Annotated in this window: 14 protein-coding genes, 1 other RNA gene and 2 pseudogenes; 6 read left to right on the top strand and 11 right to left on the bottom strand. The window is 54.4% G+C overall.

The window, feature by feature from the left end; translation table 11 throughout:
- Position 1: 1 nt before the first annotated feature.
- Positions 2 to 829 carry a beta-carotene 15,15'-dioxygenase, Brp/Blh family gene (locus tag G7Z99_RS18660; protein WP_181096438.1) on the top strand — a complete coding sequence of 276 codons (828 nt, stop codon included), beginning with the start codon at positions 2 to 4 and terminating at the stop codon, positions 827 to 829.
- A 61-nt stretch (positions 830 to 890) separates the two neighbouring features.
- Here G7Z99_RS18660 and G7Z99_RS18655 read toward each other — a convergent pair whose 3' ends face one another.
- The gene (locus G7Z99_RS18655) at positions 891 to 1,514 is read right to left on the bottom strand and encodes a glutathione S-transferase family protein (protein WP_181096436.1); all 624 of its coding nucleotides are present in this window, start codon (positions 1,512 to 1,514) and stop codon (positions 891 to 893) included.
- Between the two features lie 460 nt (positions 1,515 to 1,974).
- Between G7Z99_RS18655 and G7Z99_RS18650 the strand changes: the two genes are divergently transcribed.
- From G7Z99_RS18650 to G7Z99_RS18640, 3 genes are all read left to right on the top strand, one after another.
- Positions 1,975 to 4,164 (top strand): TonB-dependent siderophore receptor, encoded by a 2,190-nt coding sequence (locus G7Z99_RS18650; RefSeq protein ID WP_181096434.1) that lies wholly within the window; start codon positions 1,975 to 1,977, stop codon positions 4,162 to 4,164.
- A 379-nt stretch (positions 4,165 to 4,543) separates the two neighbouring features.
- Positions 4,544 to 4,789, top strand: a complete 246-nt coding sequence (locus G7Z99_RS18645) for a hypothetical protein (RefSeq protein ID WP_181096432.1) — start codon at positions 4,544 to 4,546, stop codon at positions 4,787 to 4,789.
- Between the two features lie 14 nt (positions 4,790 to 4,803).
- On the top strand, positions 4,804 to 5,055 hold the full coding sequence (locus G7Z99_RS18640) for a DUF3077 domain-containing protein (RefSeq protein ID WP_181096430.1): 252 nt from the start codon (positions 4,804 to 4,806) through the stop codon (positions 5,053 to 5,055).
- A gap of 161 nt (positions 5,056 to 5,216) precedes the next feature.
- Here G7Z99_RS18640 and G7Z99_RS18635 read toward each other — a convergent pair whose 3' ends face one another.
- Both G7Z99_RS18635 and G7Z99_RS18630 read right to left on the bottom strand, forming a co-directional pair.
- Positions 5,217 to 6,515: an SLC13 family permease gene (locus tag G7Z99_RS18635; protein WP_181096428.1), complete on the bottom strand. Its 1,299-nt coding sequence runs from the start codon at positions 6,513 to 6,515 to the stop codon at positions 5,217 to 5,219.
- Positions 6,516 to 6,545: 30 nt separating this feature from the next.
- A complete protein-coding gene (locus G7Z99_RS18630; protein ID WP_181096426.1) occupies positions 6,546 to 7,379 on the bottom strand; it encodes an amidohydrolase family protein in 834 nt (277 codons plus the stop codon).
- Positions 7,380 to 7,591: 212 nt separating this feature from the next.
- Here G7Z99_RS18630 and G7Z99_RS18625 point away from each other — a divergent pair, with 212 nt between their 5' ends.
- On the top strand, positions 7,592 to 8,332 hold the full coding sequence (locus tag G7Z99_RS18625; RefSeq protein ID WP_181096424.1) for a GntR family transcriptional regulator: 741 nt from the start codon (positions 7,592 to 7,594) through the stop codon (positions 8,330 to 8,332).
- Between the two features lie 350 nt (positions 8,333 to 8,682).
- Here G7Z99_RS18625 and G7Z99_RS18620 read toward each other — a convergent pair.
- The 5 genes and pseudogenes from G7Z99_RS18620 to G7Z99_RS18595 form a co-directional block, all read right to left on the bottom strand.
- Positions 8,683 to 9,634 (bottom strand): annotated as a pseudogene (locus tag G7Z99_RS18620) (IS5 family transposase).
- A gap of 227 nt (positions 9,635 to 9,861) precedes the next feature.
- Positions 9,862 to 10,377 carry a hypothetical protein gene (locus G7Z99_RS18615; RefSeq protein ID WP_181096422.1) on the bottom strand — a complete coding sequence of 172 codons (516 nt, stop codon included), beginning with the start codon at positions 10,375 to 10,377 and terminating at the stop codon, positions 9,862 to 9,864.
- Positions 10,378 to 10,629: 252 nt separating this feature from the next.
- Positions 10,630 to 11,688 (bottom strand): annotated as a pseudogene (locus G7Z99_RS18605) (IS630 family transposase); the annotation flags it as partial.
- A gap of 137 nt (positions 11,689 to 11,825) precedes the next feature.
- A complete protein-coding gene (locus tag G7Z99_RS18600; protein WP_181096420.1) occupies positions 11,826 to 12,770 on the bottom strand; it encodes a response regulator in 945 nt (314 codons plus the stop codon).
- Positions 12,767 to 15,097 (bottom strand): ATP-binding protein, encoded by a 2,331-nt coding sequence (locus G7Z99_RS18595; RefSeq protein ID WP_181096418.1) that lies wholly within the window; start codon positions 15,095 to 15,097, stop codon positions 12,767 to 12,769. The genes G7Z99_RS18600 and G7Z99_RS18595 overlap by 4 nt, the downstream gene beginning before the upstream one ends.
- Positions 15,098 to 15,454: 357 nt before the next feature.
- On the opposite strand from G7Z99_RS18595, the gene G7Z99_RS18590 reads away from it, so the two are divergent.
- The gene (locus tag G7Z99_RS18590) at positions 15,455 to 16,816 is read left to right on the top strand and encodes a DNA cytosine methyltransferase (protein ID WP_258197083.1); all 1,362 of its coding nucleotides are present in this window, start codon (positions 15,455 to 15,457) and stop codon (positions 16,814 to 16,816) included.
- Between the two features lie 430 nt (positions 16,817 to 17,246).
- Here the strand turns inward: G7Z99_RS18590 and ssrA are convergent.
- From ssrA to G7Z99_RS18575, 3 genes are all read right to left on the bottom strand, one after another.
- Positions 17,247 to 17,637, bottom strand: a transfer-messenger RNA (tmRNA) gene (gene ssrA, locus G7Z99_RS18585).
- 101 nt (positions 17,638 to 17,738) lie between these two features.
- A complete protein-coding gene (locus tag G7Z99_RS18580) occupies positions 17,739 to 18,035 on the bottom strand; it encodes a hypothetical protein (protein WP_181096414.1) in 297 nt (98 codons plus the stop codon).
- A 185-nt stretch (positions 18,036 to 18,220) separates the two neighbouring features.
- Positions 18,221 to 18,982 (bottom strand): (Fe-S)-binding protein (locus G7Z99_RS18575; RefSeq protein WP_181096412.1); only part of this gene is annotated, 762 nt, incomplete at its 5' end.

The raw sequence follows: 18,982 nt of genomic DNA, 5'->3' as shown, positions 1-18,982 counted from the left end.
CGTGATCCCCGCCGGGCGTGGCTGGGGGCTGCTGGCGCTGTGCGCCGGAGTCGCCAGCGTGGCCGGTGGTAACGCGCCTCTGGCCTTCGCTCTGGCCGTTGGGTTGGGGCTGGGGCTGCTGCATGGGGCCAGTGATTTGCAACTGGTCGCGCGGCCTCGATGGCTGCGCTTTCTTGCCTGGTACCTGGGCGTGGCTGTGGGTTACCTGCTGCTGTGGCAGGTGGCAGGCACGGTCGCACTGGTGACCTTTCTGCTGATGTCGATCTGGCATTTCGTTCATGAAGATGACGTCTTCACGCACCGCCATGAGCAGGTGGCGCTGGGCGTGTTCATCGTGGGTGGGCCGGCGGTGCTGCATGCCGAGGCGGTCGGGCGGTTGCTGGACCTGGCCATGGGCGCTGGGGCGCCGGTCGGGCTGGGGGCAGGGCTGGCCGAAGCGCTGGCGGTGGGCGGCGCGTTGGCGGCGGCGGTGCTGGCGCTGACGGCCTGGCGGGCGCGGGATGGACGGTTGGCGGTGACATTGCTGCTGATCGTGGCACTGCCGCCGCTGGTGGGGTTTGCGCTGGGGTTCTTCCTGCTGCATGCGGCGCCGCAGACGCTGGTCAGGCAACGGCTGCTGGGGGTGGAACGGCTGGGGACCTACGTGCGGCGGGTCTGGCCGGTACTGCTGGGAGCGCTGGGGTTCGCGGTGGTGGGCGGGTGGGTGTTCGTGGTGCAGGAGCAGACGGGGATCCGCGCACTGTTCGCGGTGCTGGCAGCGTTTGCGTTACCGCATATGGTGGTGGTGCCGCGGTTCGTGGCTCACGCGCCGCATCACGTACAGACTTAGGGCGTTTGTCTGGTCCAGGGCATGCGCTCGACAGTATGGTCGGACGCCTAGGTCAGTGCCTTCACGGTGTACCGTTGCGACCATGCAGGCGGAAACCGGGCCGCTCGCTCAGGCGCTCGTAATAGGCGCTGACCGCCGGAAAGTCCGGGCGGTCCAGCGGCGTTTCGAACCAGCGGTTCACTGACAGACCGATCGGGATGTCCGCCAGGGAAAACGTACTGCCACTGACGTATGCGCCCGTCGCGTCGCGCTGCCTGTCCAGGATCGCCATGTGCCGAGTCCATTCGCGGCCCCCCAGTGCCAGCGCGTCAGGGTCCTGATGGGCAGCGCTTTGCCTGACCAGCGACATGAAGGCGTAGCTCCAGGCTGCGTTGAAGTCGGTCGCCTGCCAGTCCATCCACTGATCCACCCGCGCCCTGGCTTTTGCCTCAGTCGGGTACAGGTGCTCGGCGCTGGCCCGGTTCGCCAGGTAGCGGATGATCGTGTTGGACTCCCACAGCACGAACCCGTCGTCATCGATCACCGGTACCTTCGCGTTGGGGTTCAGCGCTGTTAAATCGGGGGTGGCGGTGTCTTTGAAGCCAGTGCCCCAGTCGTGTCGCTCGAAGGGGATCTGCAGTTCGGCGCAGGTCCAGAGGACTTTGCGCACGTTGATCGAGGAGGCTTTGCCGAATAGGTGGAGCATGTCATTTCCTTATGATAGTGGGACTTCGCTTTCGTCCCGAAGCTGGCCATGGCGTAGAAAACATGAGGATAGTTGGCAGCTCAGAAGCTCTGTCGCCTGTCGATTTTTGGGGCCGCCTTGCGGCCCATCGCGGCACAGGGGCCGCTCCTACACCCGTAGCTACGCCGCGGTGTTGCCGACAGTCGCGGTCCCCCTGTAGGAGCGGCCCCTGTGCCGCGATTGGGCCCGCAGGGCCCACAAAATCTGTAAATCATTTCCTTCAAAATCAACAATAAACTTCTTACGAGAGCAGCCCTGCGCCTTACTCCTGCTGCGAGGCTAACCCCAAGCGGTAGTTACACCAATCCCAAACCTACCGGGAAACCTCCTACACAAGACCTGAAATCGATACAACTTGACATATCTATTGATAGGAATTCTTATTCGCTACCCTTTCCTATCAACACGGACCGTTCAATCCATGTCGTATCGTCCCTCATCAAGCCGTTTCACGCCGGCCCACAACCTCCTGGCTGCCGCTGTCTGCCTGGCCACGCTGACGCCCGCCTGGGCTGCCACCCCTGATGAGGGCCAAGCGCAAAGCACTCCAGGCGTCCTGGAATTGGGCGCTACCGAAATCCTCAACACCCAGCTAGGCAGCGTGACCGAAGACTCGCAGTCCTACACCACAGGCGCCATGTCCACCGCGACCAAGCTGCCCCTGACCATGCGTGAAACACCCCAGGCCACCACGGTGATCACCCGTCAGCGCATGGACGATCAGAACATGACCAGCATCAATGACGTGGTGAAGAACGCGCCCGGCCTGTTCCTCAACTTCTCCAGCGGCCCAGGCCGCCAGACGTATTCGGCGCGCGGCTTCGACATCGACAACCTGATGTACGACGGTATCCCGAGCGGCTACGAAGGCTGGACGGTCGGCTCGCAGCCCAACCTGGCGATGTTCGACCGCGTCGAGATCGTGCGCGGTGCCACCGGTCTTGTGACCGGCGCGGGCAACCCCTCGGCAGCGATCAACCTGGTGCGCAAGCGCCCCCTGGCCGAGCAACGGGTCACCCTGACCGGCGCCGCCGGCAGCTGGGACGACTACCGCGGCGAGATCGACGCCTCCAGCCCGCTCAATGACAGCGGCACCCTGCGCGGTCGCGTGGTGGCCTCGTACCGTGGCAATGACAGCTTCGTGGATGATGTCGACGAGGACCACGGCCTGTTCTACGCCGTGACCGAAGCGGACCTGAGCGACGACACCACGCTGACCCTCGGCTTCTCGCACCAGAAGGACAAGACCAACTACTTCTGGGGCTCCTCGATGGTCGGCCTCGATGGTCGCCACCTGGACCTGCCGCGCTCGTTCAACCCAGGCAGCAAATGGGAAGACAAGGATCAGGAGATCGACACGGTGTTCGCCGAAGTGCGTCACCGGTTGGCCAACGACTGGAGCCTGCAGGTCAACGCCAACTACAGCCAGCAGGATGCGGTGTTCTCCGGTTCCTACTTGTCGCGCTTCAATGATCTGGCACTGCAGCGCACCGTGTATCAGTCGGGCCACGATCAGAAGAAGTCAGGTGTGGATGCCTTCGTCAGCGGTCCCTTCGAGGCATTCGGCCGTACACACGAACTGGTGGTGGGCGCCAGCAAGCGCGTGTACGACATGACTGAGAAGAACTACTCGCCTTACCAATTCGATTGGCCGGTCGACGGCGCTAAACCCGACTTCAATCGCACGGGCAAAAGCCACGATGTCACGACACAAGAGGGCGTGTACATGACCACACGCCTGACCCTGGCCGACCCGCTGAAGCTGATCCTCGGTGGGCGTCTGGACTGGTACGAGTTTGACGACAAGGGCAGCTCGGAGTCCGACCAGAAGGTGACCCGCAACGTCACCCGGTACGGTGGACTGATCTACGACCTAGACGACCACCACTCGGTGTACGTCAGCTACAGCGACATCTTCAATCCCCAGAGCAAGAAAGACGCCGCCGGCGGTATGGTCAAGCCGGTGGAGGGCAAGAACTACGAGATCGGTCTGAAAGGCGAGTACTTCGACGGCGCCTTGAACACCAGCGTCGCGGTGTTCCGCGTCGATCAGGAAAACCGGGCTGTGGCCGTGATCGGTGCTGACCGTCTCAACTGCGACGACCCGAACAACTGCTACGAGGCCTCGGGCGAGATTCGTAGCCAGGGCGTGGAGTTTGAAGTGCAGGGCTCGGTACTGCCGAACTGGGAAGTGGGGGCAGGGTACACCTATGCGCGTACGCACTACCTGAAGGACGACAGCAACCCGCAGAACGAGAACCAGCAGTTCGACACCGACATGCCGGAGCATCTGTTCAAGGTGACCACCAGCTACCGGTTCCAGGGGCCGCTGGAAAAGCTGCGTGTGGGCGGGAACGTGTATTGGCAGAGCCGGATGTACAACAACGTGACCACGGCGGATGGCAGCGTGTACCGGCTGCAGCAGGGCGGGTATGCGGTGACGGACCTAATGGCGGGATATCGGGTGAACGAGCACCTGGACCTGCAGGTGAATGCGAACAATATCTTTGACCGCAAGTACTACTCGGCGATTTCGAGTTCGATTGAGTACGGCGGGGATGTGTATGGGGCGCCGCGGAATGTGATGGTGACGGGGAAGTATACGTTCTAAGAATGCGGCGCTCTGCATTGGAGAGCCCGGCGCGGTTGTCTCGGCAGGCGCCATGAAGTGGCTGTAAGACAAGTCTGAATCTCACACCAGATGCTTGGGGAGGGTCACGTTCGGAAGTATCCTACAGCCGCTTAGGAAGCTTCCACCTTGGCGTGGAAATGTCGCAGGGGTAACTTCGCCGGGTCGTCGATGTTGACGACCGGGTGTGAGAAGCCCGTGTGAACTACGACAGCTTCCAGTAATGGTAGCCGGGCACGAGCAGGTTTCGGCCTGGCCGTGGTGTCGTGGACACGGTCTTCTCACCTCGCGTCCGGCTACCACCCGATCTGTGAGAAGGGCAGGTGAGTAGCTTCCCGTAGCTATCCACGAAGACCATTCCATGAAAAAGATCGTCCCAGATCCGCCAGCCAATCTCATCACTACCCCCTATTTTTCCATCCACTCCGAAATCATCCCGCCGGATGCCTTGGCGCATGCCAGCGAGCTGCTGCGTGGTGTGGAGGAAACCTTTGCTCATTGTCGACGAAATCAGGACGGTGACCCCTGCATGAACATGCTCGCCAATGCTCAGCATGCGACCGAAATGGCTCGGGTGCTCATTGAGCATGCCCTTAGTAAGATCTGACCTGGGGATGGCGCATGGAGAATTTGACAACTGCCTGCAGCACGGCGGGCAAGGAACACTTTCTTGAGCTGTTTTGCGTTCAGCGTGGGGTTTCGTACGAACGGGTATTCGAAGAGCTTTCAATACTGCTGGGCTGCATTCGAGACCTGACCTATAGAGCCGAGGTAGAGAGAGATTTGCCCTCGCTCACGTCGATTAAGTATCTGAGTTCGCTTGCCAAGGCGCTCCTCAATGACATCGAGCTTGCCCGGCATCGTAGCGGCTGAGGCGTAGGGAAGGGCATAGAAAAAACCGAGCGCAGGCTCGGTTTTTTGAAAGGTACGCTCGGCATGACCGTCTGGCACCCTCTACAACAGGGCTACCCGCTCAAGCTGCAAGGCCCTGCCTTCTGGCGCCAGCTTGGTCGCCGGGCTGTGAAGCGCCGTGCTTAAACGAACGTCAGGACCGCGTTAAACACCAGTGCCGCGACAAAGCCAAGAGGCGCTGCGCGAAACAGGAGCTGCTGGAACAGGGAGTTGCGGCTCTGCTCCGTAGTACATGAACCTAGTATCAAGCTGCCGCCAGAGGAGAACGGCGAGATGGAGGTGGCTTGAGCGCCCACGACGATGGCCGCGAACAGGATCATCGAATCGAGCCCCAATGCCGTGGCAAGCGGTGGCACCAAGGGGAACAGCGCCGGCGTCACCACCCCCAGCGTGCTGGAGAACAGTGACATGAACGCCGCCACCACGCCGAAGACGATCGGCACCATGATCGGCGCAATGCTATTGCCCATCCACGATGCCAGCAAGCCGATGGTCCCGGCCTTGATCGCGACCGAAATCAGCATGCCCACCCCGCAGATCATGATCAACGTGCCCCAGGGCACGGACGCCATGGCCTTGCGTTCGTCGCCCAGTTTCAGCAGGAGCGCGATTACCGAAAACAGGCTGGCGATCAAACCGATGTCCATCTTCGAATTGATGAAGCTCACCGTGGAGCTGTCCGGGAAGACAATGTGCGCGATGGGCGCCGCCAGCACGATCACCATCATCGCCAACGTCAGCCACAGGGTGATTGTCTGCTCGCGGTTCAGCGGCGTCGGCATGGCGACCGTATAAGCAGACGCCTTCATCGCCTTGCCATGGCCGGTCAGAAACACCAATACCGAAATCACCACCAGCGGGATCACCAAGGTGCTGGCGAAAATTGCCGCGGCGTTGATGAAAGCCTCGTTTTCCGGGATACCGGCATTGGTCATCAGGCCACGAAAGATGATGCCGCTCTGGCTGGAGACGAAGTTGGCTCCGCTCAAGGCGCCATAGTTGACCGCCATGCCGCCCGTGATCAGGCTCATCCCGGTGCGCTCACACAGCAGCAGCGTGAGAGGCGCCATGAACGCCAGCACTGTGTAGTAGCCCGCGCCCATCGCCGAGATGGCGGTTGCCGTGAAGAAGACCGCGAACGGCAACAGTTGAGGCATCGAGCGGCATCGATAAATCAGATGCTCCGCCAGCTTTTCAAGCGTGCCATTGACGGTGGCGAAACTGTAGAACAGACACACCGAGAAAATGATGAAGAAGATCTTCAGCGGCCAAAGACCGATGACTTCGGCCGGGCTCAATCCCATGCCGTAACAGCCGATCAGGTAAGCAAAAGCGATGGCGAACAGACCTATGTTGATCTTGGTCTTGTAACCCAGGGCGACGGCGACAACGATTGCCGCGACGACGAGCAGACTCATCATGATGGAAGTCCTATTGTTGTTATTGATCGTTTAGCCGCACATGGCGAAGCCAAACAGCTTCGCTGGATTGTCCTTGAGCACATGCGCCCGCTCGGCCACGTCCGGCAGCAAGCCTTCGAGGAAAGCCACTTGCCGGGCGTAGTCCGTCTGGTCTTCATGCTGAGTGTTGGGCCAATCGCTGCCCCAGACGAGTCGCTGGAGACCGCCACTCGCCTCGCGCAACAGCGCCAGTCCATGCGTGGCCTGGGTAAGATCGGATCGACTGCGGTACGCGGCGGACAGCTTGAGCCATACCCCGTCATCGCTCAGCAACCCAAGAAACGCCTGATGGTTGGGGTTTTCGGCATCGATGCCGCCCGTCGGCAGGCCGAAATGATCGATGACCACGGTCACACCGCAGCTCCTGATGGCCGGTACGACCAGTGCCAGGTCATCGATGCCGCGCTGAATTTCCACTTGCCATCCCCGCAGCGCCAACCGCTGGAACAAAGTGGTCCAGGCTGGACCGCTGTAGTCCGCCAGCGCCTTGCCAATGAGGTTCAAACGGATGCCGACCACACCCGCTTCGGCCAGTTCGTCCAACTGGGCTTCGCTGACGTCGACATCCACCACCGCCACCCCGCGCAAGCGCTGCGGATAACGGCGCAATGCGTCGAGCATGAAGTGATTGTCGGTACCCAGAAAGCTCGGCTGAATCAGCACGCCATGTGAAAAACCGTGGCGATCCAGATGCTCCAGGTATTGCTCGACCAACGCGTCGTAATGCGGGCTGTAGCGACGGTTGGCAACCATCGGCAGGTCCTGGCGAAAGACGTGGGCATGCGTGTCCACACCCGTGAAGGCAGGCGGTTGAAGGCTGACCATGATCAGATAACCCCAATCGTTTTGTTGTTATGACAAATCACCTGACGCCCATGAAAAACGAGGTTCCTTGGCCCGATCCGCCATCGTCAGCATGCGTAAAGACGTCACAAATTCATATATATGACTAGATCACCATATATTCAGGCATGGATACCTGTCAAACCTTGCGCAGGTGATAAAGTGGCCCAGCCTGCCGAAAAGGAATCGAAAAAATGCACGCCCTCACTACCCTCGGATACGACGAGCGCTTGCCGCTCTATCAGCGCCTGCGAGAAGAAATGCTTGCCAAGATCGGCTCCGGTGAATGGGTGCCAGGCTCGCCCATCCCTACGGAGGCCGAGCTCACCAAACACTATGGTGTGGCCATCGGCACGGTACGAAAGGCCGTGGATACGCTGGTCAATGAAGGCCTACTCCTGCGCAGCCAAGGCCGTGGCACCTACGTGCGCCGCCCCAACTTCGATGCCTCACTGGTGCGATTCTTCAGGCAAGTGAATGCGGCGGGTGGGCGCGAAATACCGAGCAGCCGCATCCTGGCAAAGGGCCGGCAAAAACCCTCGCCGTCGGTGGCAACAGCACTGAAACTGGAGGATGGCGAAGACGTCGTGCATCTGGAGCGGCTGCGGATGGTCGAAAGCCGCACACTGTTCCATGAGGATATCTGGCTCCCCGTCACACGGTTTGGTGTATTGCTGGACATCGATTCCGAAAGCTTCGGTACGTTGCTTTACCCGTTTTATGAAACCCAGTGCGGCCAATGTATCGGCTCGGCGACCGAGACCCTCACTGTGGAGCAAGCCGACCGAGGTATCGCTAAAATCCTTTCGATCCAGGAAGGCGCCCCGGTCGTCACCATCGAGCGCACCGCCCTCGGCTATGACCGCTCTCCGCTCGAATACCGAATTTCCCGGGCGGCGGCCGAGGGGTTCAGGTATCAGATCGATATTTCATGAGTCCTATATGATTGATGCAAGCGCAGAGCAGCAGGGTTAAGCATGAACATCGTTCGAGAATACGCCACTCTCACGATTGCGCCCGTACCGTCGGGAAGCCTGGATTGCGCCTGCATCTCGGAGACTGCCTTCGATTGGCTGTGTGACCTCAGCGCGAGCTTCAGTTGTTCCGGTGCGAAACTATTGCCGGTGGAAGGTCGGCGATCGCTGAAGTGGGACAGTTAAGGAAGCTCCGATCAACTTCGTCAAAAAGGTTTGAAGGACGCAAAACTACCGAAATACCGTCCCGTTTTTAGTCGTTGGTATCCATGCGCAGGGTCAAGCGGGGCCTTTCAGTCCGTTTTACCTTTCTACACGCGTAACTCGCCCATACCCATCACCTGTTTTCGAGCCATCCACAGGTTGGACAAGGCAAATAGGGTCGTCAGCTGCGCCGTGTTCTTCACCAGCCCACGGAACCGGGTTTTCAGATAACCGAACTGGCGCTTGATGACCCGAAATGGGTGTTCGACCTTTGCCCGGGTCTGCGCCTTAGTGTGTTCAATGTGCCGCTTGCCCTTGTAGATCAGGCTGCGTTTGGGCAGGGTCGAATACGTGCTGCGTCGCGCTGCAATCTGCCAGATCACCTCACGCCCGGCATGTTCCTCCCGTTTCTCGACCCCGGTATAACCGGCATCGGCGTAGACCGCGTTCTCCTCGCCGTGCAGCAGTTCGGCCATCTGGGTAACGTCCGCGACGTTGGCGGCGGGTGCCGTGAACGTGGTGCATCAGGCCCGATTCCACGTCGGCGTCGATGTGCGCCTTCATGCCAAAGAAGTTTTGATTGCCCTTCTTCGTCTGGTGCATGTCAGGGGCGCGCTTGCCGTCCTTGTTCTTCGTCGAACTCGGTGCATGGATTATGGTGCCCTGGCGCAGCTGCAGGTAGCCGTTGATGACCTGCAGAATCCCGGCTGCCAGTCGGTGCTTCTCCAGCAGGTGCGGGAACTTCATGATTGTGGTGTCTTCGGGGATCGGCGCGCTCAAGGTCAGGCGCGCGAACTGACGCATCGGCGTGATCTCGTACAGTGCTTCTTCCATAGCCGGGTCGCTGAGCGAAAACCAATTCTGCAACAGGTGAATACGCAGCATGGTTTCCAGTGGATACGGCTTGCGCCCGCCGCCCGCCTTTGGGTAATGCGGCTCGATCAGCGCCACCAGCCCTGCCCAGGGCACGACCTGATCCATCTCGGCCAGAAATCGCTCGTGGTGGGTCTGCTTGCGTTTGCTGGCGTATTCGAAATCGGAAAAGCTCATCTGGCTCATGGCGGTCTGTCGCAGTGGCTGGGCGAAGGCTATTTCAGCACAGGTTGGTGGGCGCTTGGAAACTTGATCGGAGGATCCCTAAATGCCTTTTGATATGCCAGGTTTGGTAAGCTGAGTTCGCATTCCCAGCCTGTTCTCAACGCAAGCTGATTGTCGCGCAAGCATTTTAATTAAAAAGCCTAGGATTATGTATGCATTGCTCACTTGGAAACCTTCGAATGGCTGGTTCAATAGCTTATTTGTTCGTTTTTCGAGTACTGATACGTGAACCTGTCGCCATATATGGACTTGACGGTTAATAAAAATTCCAAACTGCCCGATTTTAACAGTAGGAGATCAAGCCTTGTCTTCGCACACTTGAGAGCATCCTTGGATTTAGGCACCCCAAGCAGCAGTATCTCCTCACCTGTTTTGAAGCTGTCGTTGGGGCGAGGATCTCCTGTGGACAAGCATAGAATATCAAGTCCTAACAACCTAGCCGCCTCGAAGAACTTCCTGGAGCCTTCGACTTTTTTACCGTCTACCAGCACATCTAGGCTTTCTACATAAGCCGGCCCAAGACCATTATTTATTATATGCACTCCTTCATCATCTAGTTTGGCCTCATTGGTGTAGTACGCATTGAGCCTTGGCTCGACTGACACATGGTTTTGCACACGTTGCAGATAGAGCTGGCTTGCCGAAAACATCAAGGCAATTACCGCTATGGATACGGTAGCAACGTTGGTAATCGACTGGTTCATTTTTCACATAATCCTCTATCAATATAAAATTAGCGGCCCGCCCAAAAGACTCATATAATAGGGCGTCAGTAAACACCTGCAGAAAAATAACGAAAACTTGAGCTGGGACTGTGTAATGCTAGTCTTGTGCCAAAAGTATTGTCGCATGCGACGTAGACTGCGGGCCAAAGTGACCATGGCTACAAAGCTCTTGGCCAACTCGTTATAATATGGTGTTTCGCAAATAACAATCGTATTTTTCGGCCTAACGCCGGCTGCACGGCCAACGCTTGCCAAGATGTCATCGGCCTTGCGACGCCAGCGAACGGGTCGAAGGTTGGCGTTGTGAGTGGATAGGTAGTACTCAATAGACTCCTCCAGATCCTTTACGCTGGTATGTGCCTGGCGCTTGATCCATTTTTCACTCAGCGTCGAGAAAAAGCGCTCAATCAGATTCAACCAAGATGCCGAGGTAGGCGTGAAGTGCATCTGGTAGCGCGGATGCGCTGCCAACCACACTTTTACCTTATCGGTCTTGTGTGTCGCGTAGTTGTCCATTACCAGATGAACAGGCATGTCCTCTGGTACATTGGCGTCCACCTCTTTGAGGAACGCGAGAAACTCAGTGCTTCGATGGCGGTGCTTTAATCTTCCAATGACTTCCCTAGTAGGGATATCCAGCGCAGCGAACGACGATGTGGTTCCGTGACGCTTGTAATCGTGGGTGCGGGTGACAGGTTTGCCCGAGGCAAGAGGTAAGCCTGGCTAGGTACGGTTCAGCGCCTGGATCTGGCTTTTCTCGTCGATAAAGAGCACTAGAGCCTTGTCGGGCGGGTTGAGATAGAGCCCAACAATGTCGTGGACCTTGTCGACGAACAGCGGATCGGTCGAAAGCTTGAAGTCTTCTCCAGGTAAGGCTCGAGGCCGAAGTCATGCCATATCGGCATGACGTTAGCAGGAGATCCCGATTGCCTGACTCATCGAACGAGTGCTCCAGTGACTGACATCTTCGGGTTTGAATTACAGTGCCTGATTGACCACGGCCTGTACTTGTTCATCGGTAATGCTGCGAGGCCGGCCTGAATGATGTTCATCATTTAAACCATCGAGTCGCAGACGGCTGAATCGCACCTGCCAACGCGAGACCGTATGTACGCCAATTCCGAGCCTGTGGGCGATCGAGGTACCTGACTCTCCACGTGCGCACGCCAAGATGATTTCGGCCCGAATGCGCAATTTAGCAGGGCCTTTGCGCTGTCGGGAGCGGCGGAGCAGCTCGATGTGTTCTTGGTCGCTTAGCTCAATCGGGGCAGCAAGTCGGCCTGTTCTCATGTGATGCTTCTGGTCATTTTCGATTCTGAAAGCCTAGATCAGGATATGAGCGTTACTTGCGAAAACCACCCTAGAAAGATCTCGCTTGACTAAGAGAAGTTAGGGTTTTTGAGGTTTTTAAGTTATGATTTTTCAAATCATTTATGTGGTCTGGTGACGATTTCATTTATGCCTCTGATGGCATCAATGTACAGTGCAAACGAGCGGCGTATATCAGGAAAATCGCTTGCACTGATATCGTCCCGCCCGGAAAGGGTCCATCCTTGGGCGCTTTGTATTTCTACAACATGCCCAAGAATATTACGTTTAGCTAGCACCTCTTCAGCATAGCGAGACGTTAAGGCTCTTAGCTCACGAAGTCGATCTAAATCAGTATCTCTAATGCCAAAATCATTTGGGCTTTTTGTTACCGCTTTAATTGATCGTCTGAAATGGCCAAATAATTTCGCACTATCAACTGCGCGTGTATCTAATCGAGCTGATAAGTCATGTGCTTGGGATTCCTGATATTTTGATATTGAGCTATTCAAGTATTTAATAACTTCTTCATCTAGTGACCTAAGGCTGTTTTCTCCATCCGGGTCTTTCTCAGATATTGCAAGAACAGCTTCCTTCATGATAGCATCACATTCAGCTACAACTCTCATAGCTAGACCTCGCATGCCAGAAAGTCTGTCGAGAGATCTGGCGGTCTGGTCGATTAGTGAGCCTGTCCGTTCAATAAATCTTCGCCTTGCGCTGCAATATACACCTTCAACGACTTTGTCGGCCATGAGCCTCCGTAGCTCGGCTTCGTCTAGGCTCCCCGAATAAAATAAGATGGTTGTAGATGGAAACAACTCTCGTATTCTAGGGGCAATATCGGCCCCGTTTTCTGAGTCCTCCAAGCGGTAGTCTAAAAGGATTATGTCGTAATCATGGTATAAGCTGTGAGAATAGGCTAGATCGTCAATTCCTTGGCTGTTAGGTATTGTTCTAATTCGCGCAATAAAGCCCGCCTCTTTTACCCTGCGTTTGAGGTTCTCCTTCTCTTCGAGGCTGAAAGAGTCTTCTATCCATAGAATGCCAAAATCCAAATTCATTGCTTTTCTCCTGGGATGATAATATCAAAGTCGGCTCGGCTTCCATCGCCAATGAGTTGGATAGAGCCCCCCATGTGGGCCAATATTTGCGAAACGCTATATAGTCCTAAGCCAGTGCCAGTAGCTGAACCGGTATATCCTCTTTCAAATATTTTAGAAGCATCAACTCTGCGCTCGTCTATGCCGAGTCCATCATCTGTTACACGGATTACTATTGAATTAGTAGACTTTCTTGCGGCTTTAAATATTACATTTTTTGCTTTTGCTTTTCGAGAATTATCTAATAGATTATCAACGAGTACGGCTATATCAACAGGTGAAAAGTCACGAATTAGGCTAAGTGTATTAGTATCAAATACGGCATTTGGCAAATCGGATACTTTAGAGATTATAACGTCGAAATATTCTTGAAGGAACTGAAGTAGATCTCCATGGATTTTGTCCGTTTGTAAGTCCATTCTAATATTTCTTGCAAAAGATAAAACTGTGCCTAGGCGTTCAGCGGAAAGGTTGGCACGAGCAATTGAGGAAGCGCCCCGTCTAGCCGATTGGCGAATTGAAGCAATTAAATCTTCAATTTCGTCTAGGTCGTTATCTTCGCTGCCGGCGGCTTCAGCAGTAGTAAGTATATTGGTTACTTCGTGTGAGGAATTGAATATCGCAGAGCGTACATGACCTAAATGAATGGTTGCTTGGTGCATCAATAGTTGAACCCGTTCAACATCGACGTCTTTGCTGCTTCCTAGAAAAGCTGCTTGTTTTTCAAGTCGGGCAATGTGTTCGTCAGCCCTATGACGGTCTGCAATTGCTTGTTGAGCAAGCTGTTGTGCTTCTTCTCTTGAGTTTCGAAGCTCGCTTATTCTTTGTTTTGCTTCCTCTATTTGTTTAACCAGCGAAGCGTCGCCTTGGCTTTGAGCGACCTCGAACATAGCCTTGAGTGCACTGTCTGTGATCTGATCAGGATCGTCGGATACCCTAACCAGATTTTTGTCGTAATATAATATTTGTACATCTTTTGATCGGGCCAGCCCTCCAACTATCGAAAGTACCCTTTCTCGGGCTTTATCTGTTTCTAACCCGTCTGAAGTATCTCTATCCTGATCTTGTTTGTCTTTCCAGTTCACACCTACTACGTATCGCTCTAGGCGAAATACCATGTGTTTAAGAATTGCTTCATATAAAGCTCTGCTATGCGCATCTTCGACAAGTCCAGCATCTCTGCTCGAGACCTCTCTAAACATCTTAGGGTACGCAGAAACATCTATTCGCCCAATGACATCTCGGGTGCCAAGATAGCGTGATTGACCTTGCTGTTTACGGCGATTAAGTCCCAAAGTGTCATCAAACTCTTCACCAATTGGAAATATCCTGAAATTATTGAGGAACAAAAAAATACTTCCGAATTCAATCGGTCGAACGCCCATTCGCATCGTAAAGGTCTTTTTTGCTGACCTATTTAAGAAATATACCTCGCCTTTTACTATTGCGTCCCTGAGTTCAGGGTAAGGAGAAGATTCTTTAATGCTATATATTTTTCTTCCTCGATCAAATAATGTAGACTTGATTGTGCTGTTTTCTATTATAACCTGTATGCGACTAGTCTTTTCTTGTAGCAGTTCAGCTATATGATTGCCCACCGGGCCATCGACTCCTTGTATTCTCTCAGTTGTGCCATCGATCAACCACGTAAACACTTCCACACTACGAGAAGTCCCAAAAGGGTCAATCAGTTTAGCGAGATCTCTACGAAGTCGACCTATTCGATCAGCATCCCATTTATGTCTGGTGTTTTTTATTACTAAAACAGTACCATGCGGGTTGGGCGCGGTTGCGTTAAGAATACGAGGGAATTTAGAGCATTTACTTAATGTGACAGATACATCAGCAAATTCTTCTTTGCTGTTCTTTTCGAACTTAGTCCAGTCAATATCTAGTTTTGATATCTTAATATCGTCTTCGGTTAGGCTATATAGTTCAAGTTGCTCGCCAAGCGTATCGCATGCGAATCGCCCTATACCCTTATTTCCAGCGAATTGCCCAGCAGGCTTTATCTTGTCCCGATATGTATTGATGTCGAATAGAGCTTTTTCAGAGTATGCAACAAACAGCCATTTTTTGCGAATGTCATCAGATGACATACCTTGGCCATTGTCGATGATTGTTATTGAATCCTCTGCGGGGTAAAACTCAATATCTACACGAGTTGCCTTGGCATCAAAAGAATTTTTTACTAATTCAAATATTGCTACGAATTCATTTGTGACGAGATCTCGGCCAATAATATCTTTTAGATGTGAGCTGATCTTGAATTTTTCTCTGGCTGTCATCTTTTTCTCATTTGTTGGTTTTTGTGTCGATAGTGCCTATAGTTTGCTGAAGGCAAGTTATATTATTCTACTGGTAGTGGGCTGTGTTTTTAGTAAAGGCCGTCAAGCGCTCCCTCTAGACGCCGGTGTACTTACCAACGATCGGCAATCAAAGCTCAGGTGAGGCTTGCACCTTGCAGGCGAATTCGATATCCATCATTATTACAGCTGAAATTGCCGAGCTGCGTCTAGAAAAATGATGACGTAGCACCTGTCGTGAGCCGCATTCCTCCCCCCGAACGAGTCATGAACCACACCATCTGCCCACTTGACAGGACGCCCCCCATTAAAAACACGGCCTTAATCGGGCTGGAGCCCATGAAAGACATCGATTTTTCCTTGACGCTTGATGAGAGCCGACCCCTGATGTTCGCGGATTTATTCGCAGGCTGTGGTGGGCTTTCGCTTGGTCTGTCTCTTGCCGGACTCAGCGGCGTGTTCGCGGTCGAGCACGATAAAATGGCATTCTCCACGCTTTCCGCAAATTTGATTGAGTGTCGTGGGGTACCTGTAGAGCAATTTGCTTGGCCTTCCTGGCTTGAAAAAAAAGCATGGAGTATTGACGAGATCTTTGATCAGCACTCGGAAGAGCTTGCAGAACTGAGGGGCAAAGTTGACGTACTAGCAGGCGGCCCTCCCTGTCAAGGGTTCAGCTTTGCAGGGAAACGGCTCGAGTCTGATCCGCGTAACCGGCTTTTTGAAAAGTATGTCCAGATGGTTAATACCATACGGCCTATTGCTCTCGTTTTAGAAAACGTGCCTGGCATGAAAGTGGCTCATGCAGCTAAAAGCTGGAAGCAACTCGGTATGCGCACTAACTCCCAGTCTTATTATGATAAGCTTGTTGAAAGCCTAGACCAGATAGGTTATCAGGTTCTTGGCCGGATCATAGATTGTGCTGCATTCGGTGTTCCACAAAAGCGGCCCAGATTAATTGTAATAGGTATTCGTAAAGATATTTCGCATCACATAGCTGGAGGGGTTGCTAGGACCTTTGAGCTGCTAGAGGTCGCAAGGTTACAACAGTTGAATGATATGGGTTTATCTACTGTAGTCAGTGCATCTGAAGCAATTTCTGATTTGGAAGTGGGGTACGGCGGAACTGAGCCATGTACAGATGCTTACTCTCCTAGAGGATTTCGAGATATCTCCTATTTGGGGCCTCGGACTACTTATCAGAATATTATGCATGCAGAGTGCAGTGGCTCTATGGATAGCGTTCGTTTGGCTAATCATAAGCCGGAAGTTAAAGATCGCTTTAAAAGAATTATCCAAGATCCAGAATGTGGCGCGGGTATTTTAATGACCTTAGGCCAGCGACAAAAGTATGGACTAAAAAAGCATCGTATTTGCTTGATGAAAGCTGATAGCCCAGCCCCGACTATAACAACGCTACCAGACGATATCCTGCATTATAGTGAACCTAGGATACTGACTGTGCGTGAATCGGCTCGACTGCAGTCTTTCCCAGATTGGTTTCAATTTCGTGGAAAATTTACTACCGGTGGAAGTCAGCGTGTTAAAGAGTGCCCTCGCTACACGCAAGTAGGAAATGCAGTTCCCCCATACTTAGCTAGAGCAATTGGTAAGGCTGTTGATATGATGCTTAGGGAGGCTTTGCGCAACGCTAAAATGCATAAGTCAATAATTAAGCAGGAAGAAATTCTGGTGATGGCCTGAAGTCAAATGCAATAGCTGCTATTTTATTAATGATAATAGTGACACAAATTATAAATTTGTACTGTTGTGTCACTGCTAGGTGCCGAATTTATTGAAATCTATTTGATAGTTTTCATTTATAATATTACTTGTTGGGCTATCTGAAATTGCATTCTTCGCAAATTTATTGATTTAATAAAGTCTTTTGCTTTCGCTTGATTTCAATTTTTAGAGTAGGGTTTATGGTAAATGATCCACCTGTTAGCTAACGCTGTGTGGCAGATGTTGCAATAATGGTTTTAGAATGTTTTTATATGGCGCTAGTTTAGCAAAAAACCAGCTTAAAACTAGATAGTTAATATTCACTCTAATTGTTAATAAATTTTCTAAAGTTCTTTGGAAACGCATACGCAAAAAAAAGACGCCCGGAGGCGTCTTCTCTTTTCGGATTTGGTGGAGCCGGGGGGATTTGAACCCCCGTCCGCCAGTGCTCCGCTGTCGGTCCTACATGCTTAGCCGTGTCTATTCAGTTAACCCGCAGCCGCCCGACGGGCAGGGTGCTTTGGGCGAGTTGTGTAAGTTTTAGCCACTTCGTCCACAACGTACTACGCGGCGATCCTGTTCTGTATGACAATCAGGTCGGGTTTACAGGCATCCCCTAGTGATTGCTGGAGCCGAAGCTACCAGAAGGGAGGGCTCGGCTGCTTACGCAGCGAGAGCGTATTCCCCGTAGGTTTCGTCATTGGCAACTATAGAAGTTGCAACAGTGGATTTACGAGTTCTGTTACCAACTCGGCATGCACCTAAAGTTTCACTACCGGCGTCGAATCCTAATCGGCCCCAGGGTCAAGCTCAGGTTGCCGTACCTCGCGGTACGTGAAACGGACTATACCGCATCTGGCGGGCGGCGTCGACTCCTGGTCTGGCCGCCTGCCGGCGCGGCTTAGCGGCCGTTGCTGCTCTTCTCGAGGTTCTCGAGGTCGGTCACGACCTTGCTGGTGATCGCGATGCATTTCTCGGTGTCGCCGGCGGCCTGGGCGTCCTTGGCCTGCTTGACCTGCTCGTCGATGTCGGCGGCTGGGCCACCGGTTTCCACGGTGCCGACGTTGGCGGCGGTGTTGGTCGCCTGCATGTTGTTGATCTTTTGCAGGTTGATGACGCACAGGTCATCGGCGGCGAACGCCGGAGAGGCCAGCAGGGTGGCGGCTGCGAACAGGGCCGAAAGCGCGGTACCTTTCATAGATGTCTCCTTGGACAAATGGCCTCTCACAGATGGGCCTGTTCCATGGACTGTGCGCGCTCACGCAGGGTTCAATCGGCGCCGTGTCGCGATCTCCCGCAAACGGCCCGGCTGACGGGACTTGGCAACATTTCGAATCGATATCGAAAGCGGCCAGGCCCGTCGGCGCAGGTGGCGTCAGGCTATCAGGCGGGTTCCGGCATGGACGCCGTCTTGTTCAGCGGGCGGGTGACGCGGTCCACCAGGTAGACCAGGCCGTGGTAGTCGATGCCGCTGTGGTCGGACAAACCGATCTCGCAGGTACGGCTGGTGGAGATGCCTTCGCCGCAATACTGCACCGCGTCCTTGAGGCTGCGCAGGGCGTGGGCGTTCAGCTCGGGCGTGGTGAAGCCCTTGTCGCCGGCGAACCCGCAGCAGTGGATGCCTTCGGGGATGACCACTTGGTTGCTGCAGCGTCGGGCCAGATCGATCAGGGCCTGGCTTTCGCCCAGGTGCTGGGTGCTGCAGGTCACGTGCACGGCGACGGGTTCGTCCTGGGGGGTGAACTCGAGCTTGTCGAGCAGGTAGGTGCGGATGAAGCGCACCGGGTCGTGCAGTTCCAGGCGGGTGTCGGCCAGGTCCTGGACCAGGCGCAGGGTGCAGGGGCTGGTGTCGCAGTAGATCGGGTCGATCCCGCCGCGGCTGGCCTGGAGCAGGGCGTTGATCAGTTCCTGGCGCTTGAACTCGGCTTGCTCGGCATAGCCCTTGGAGGCGAAGGGCTGGCCGCAGCAGAGGCTGTCGGCGTTGTCCGGGAAGACGACCTGGTAGCCGGCTTTTTCCAGCAGGGCGCGGGTCTTGTCCAGCAGGGAGGTCTGCTCGCGGTCGCCGGCGGCCGGGCCCATGACGCGGGAGACGCAGGCGGCGAGGTAGACCACTCGTGGGCGCTGGTCCTGCTGGGCGGGCAGGGC

This window comes from Pseudomonas entomophila (assembly GCF_013523165.1).
Classification (GTDB): Bacteria; Pseudomonadota; Gammaproteobacteria; order Pseudomonadales; family Pseudomonadaceae; genus Aquipseudomonas; species Aquipseudomonas entomophila_A.
Note: the sequence above shows the minus strand (reverse complement) of the source record. Positions and strands in the feature narration are given on the sequence as shown.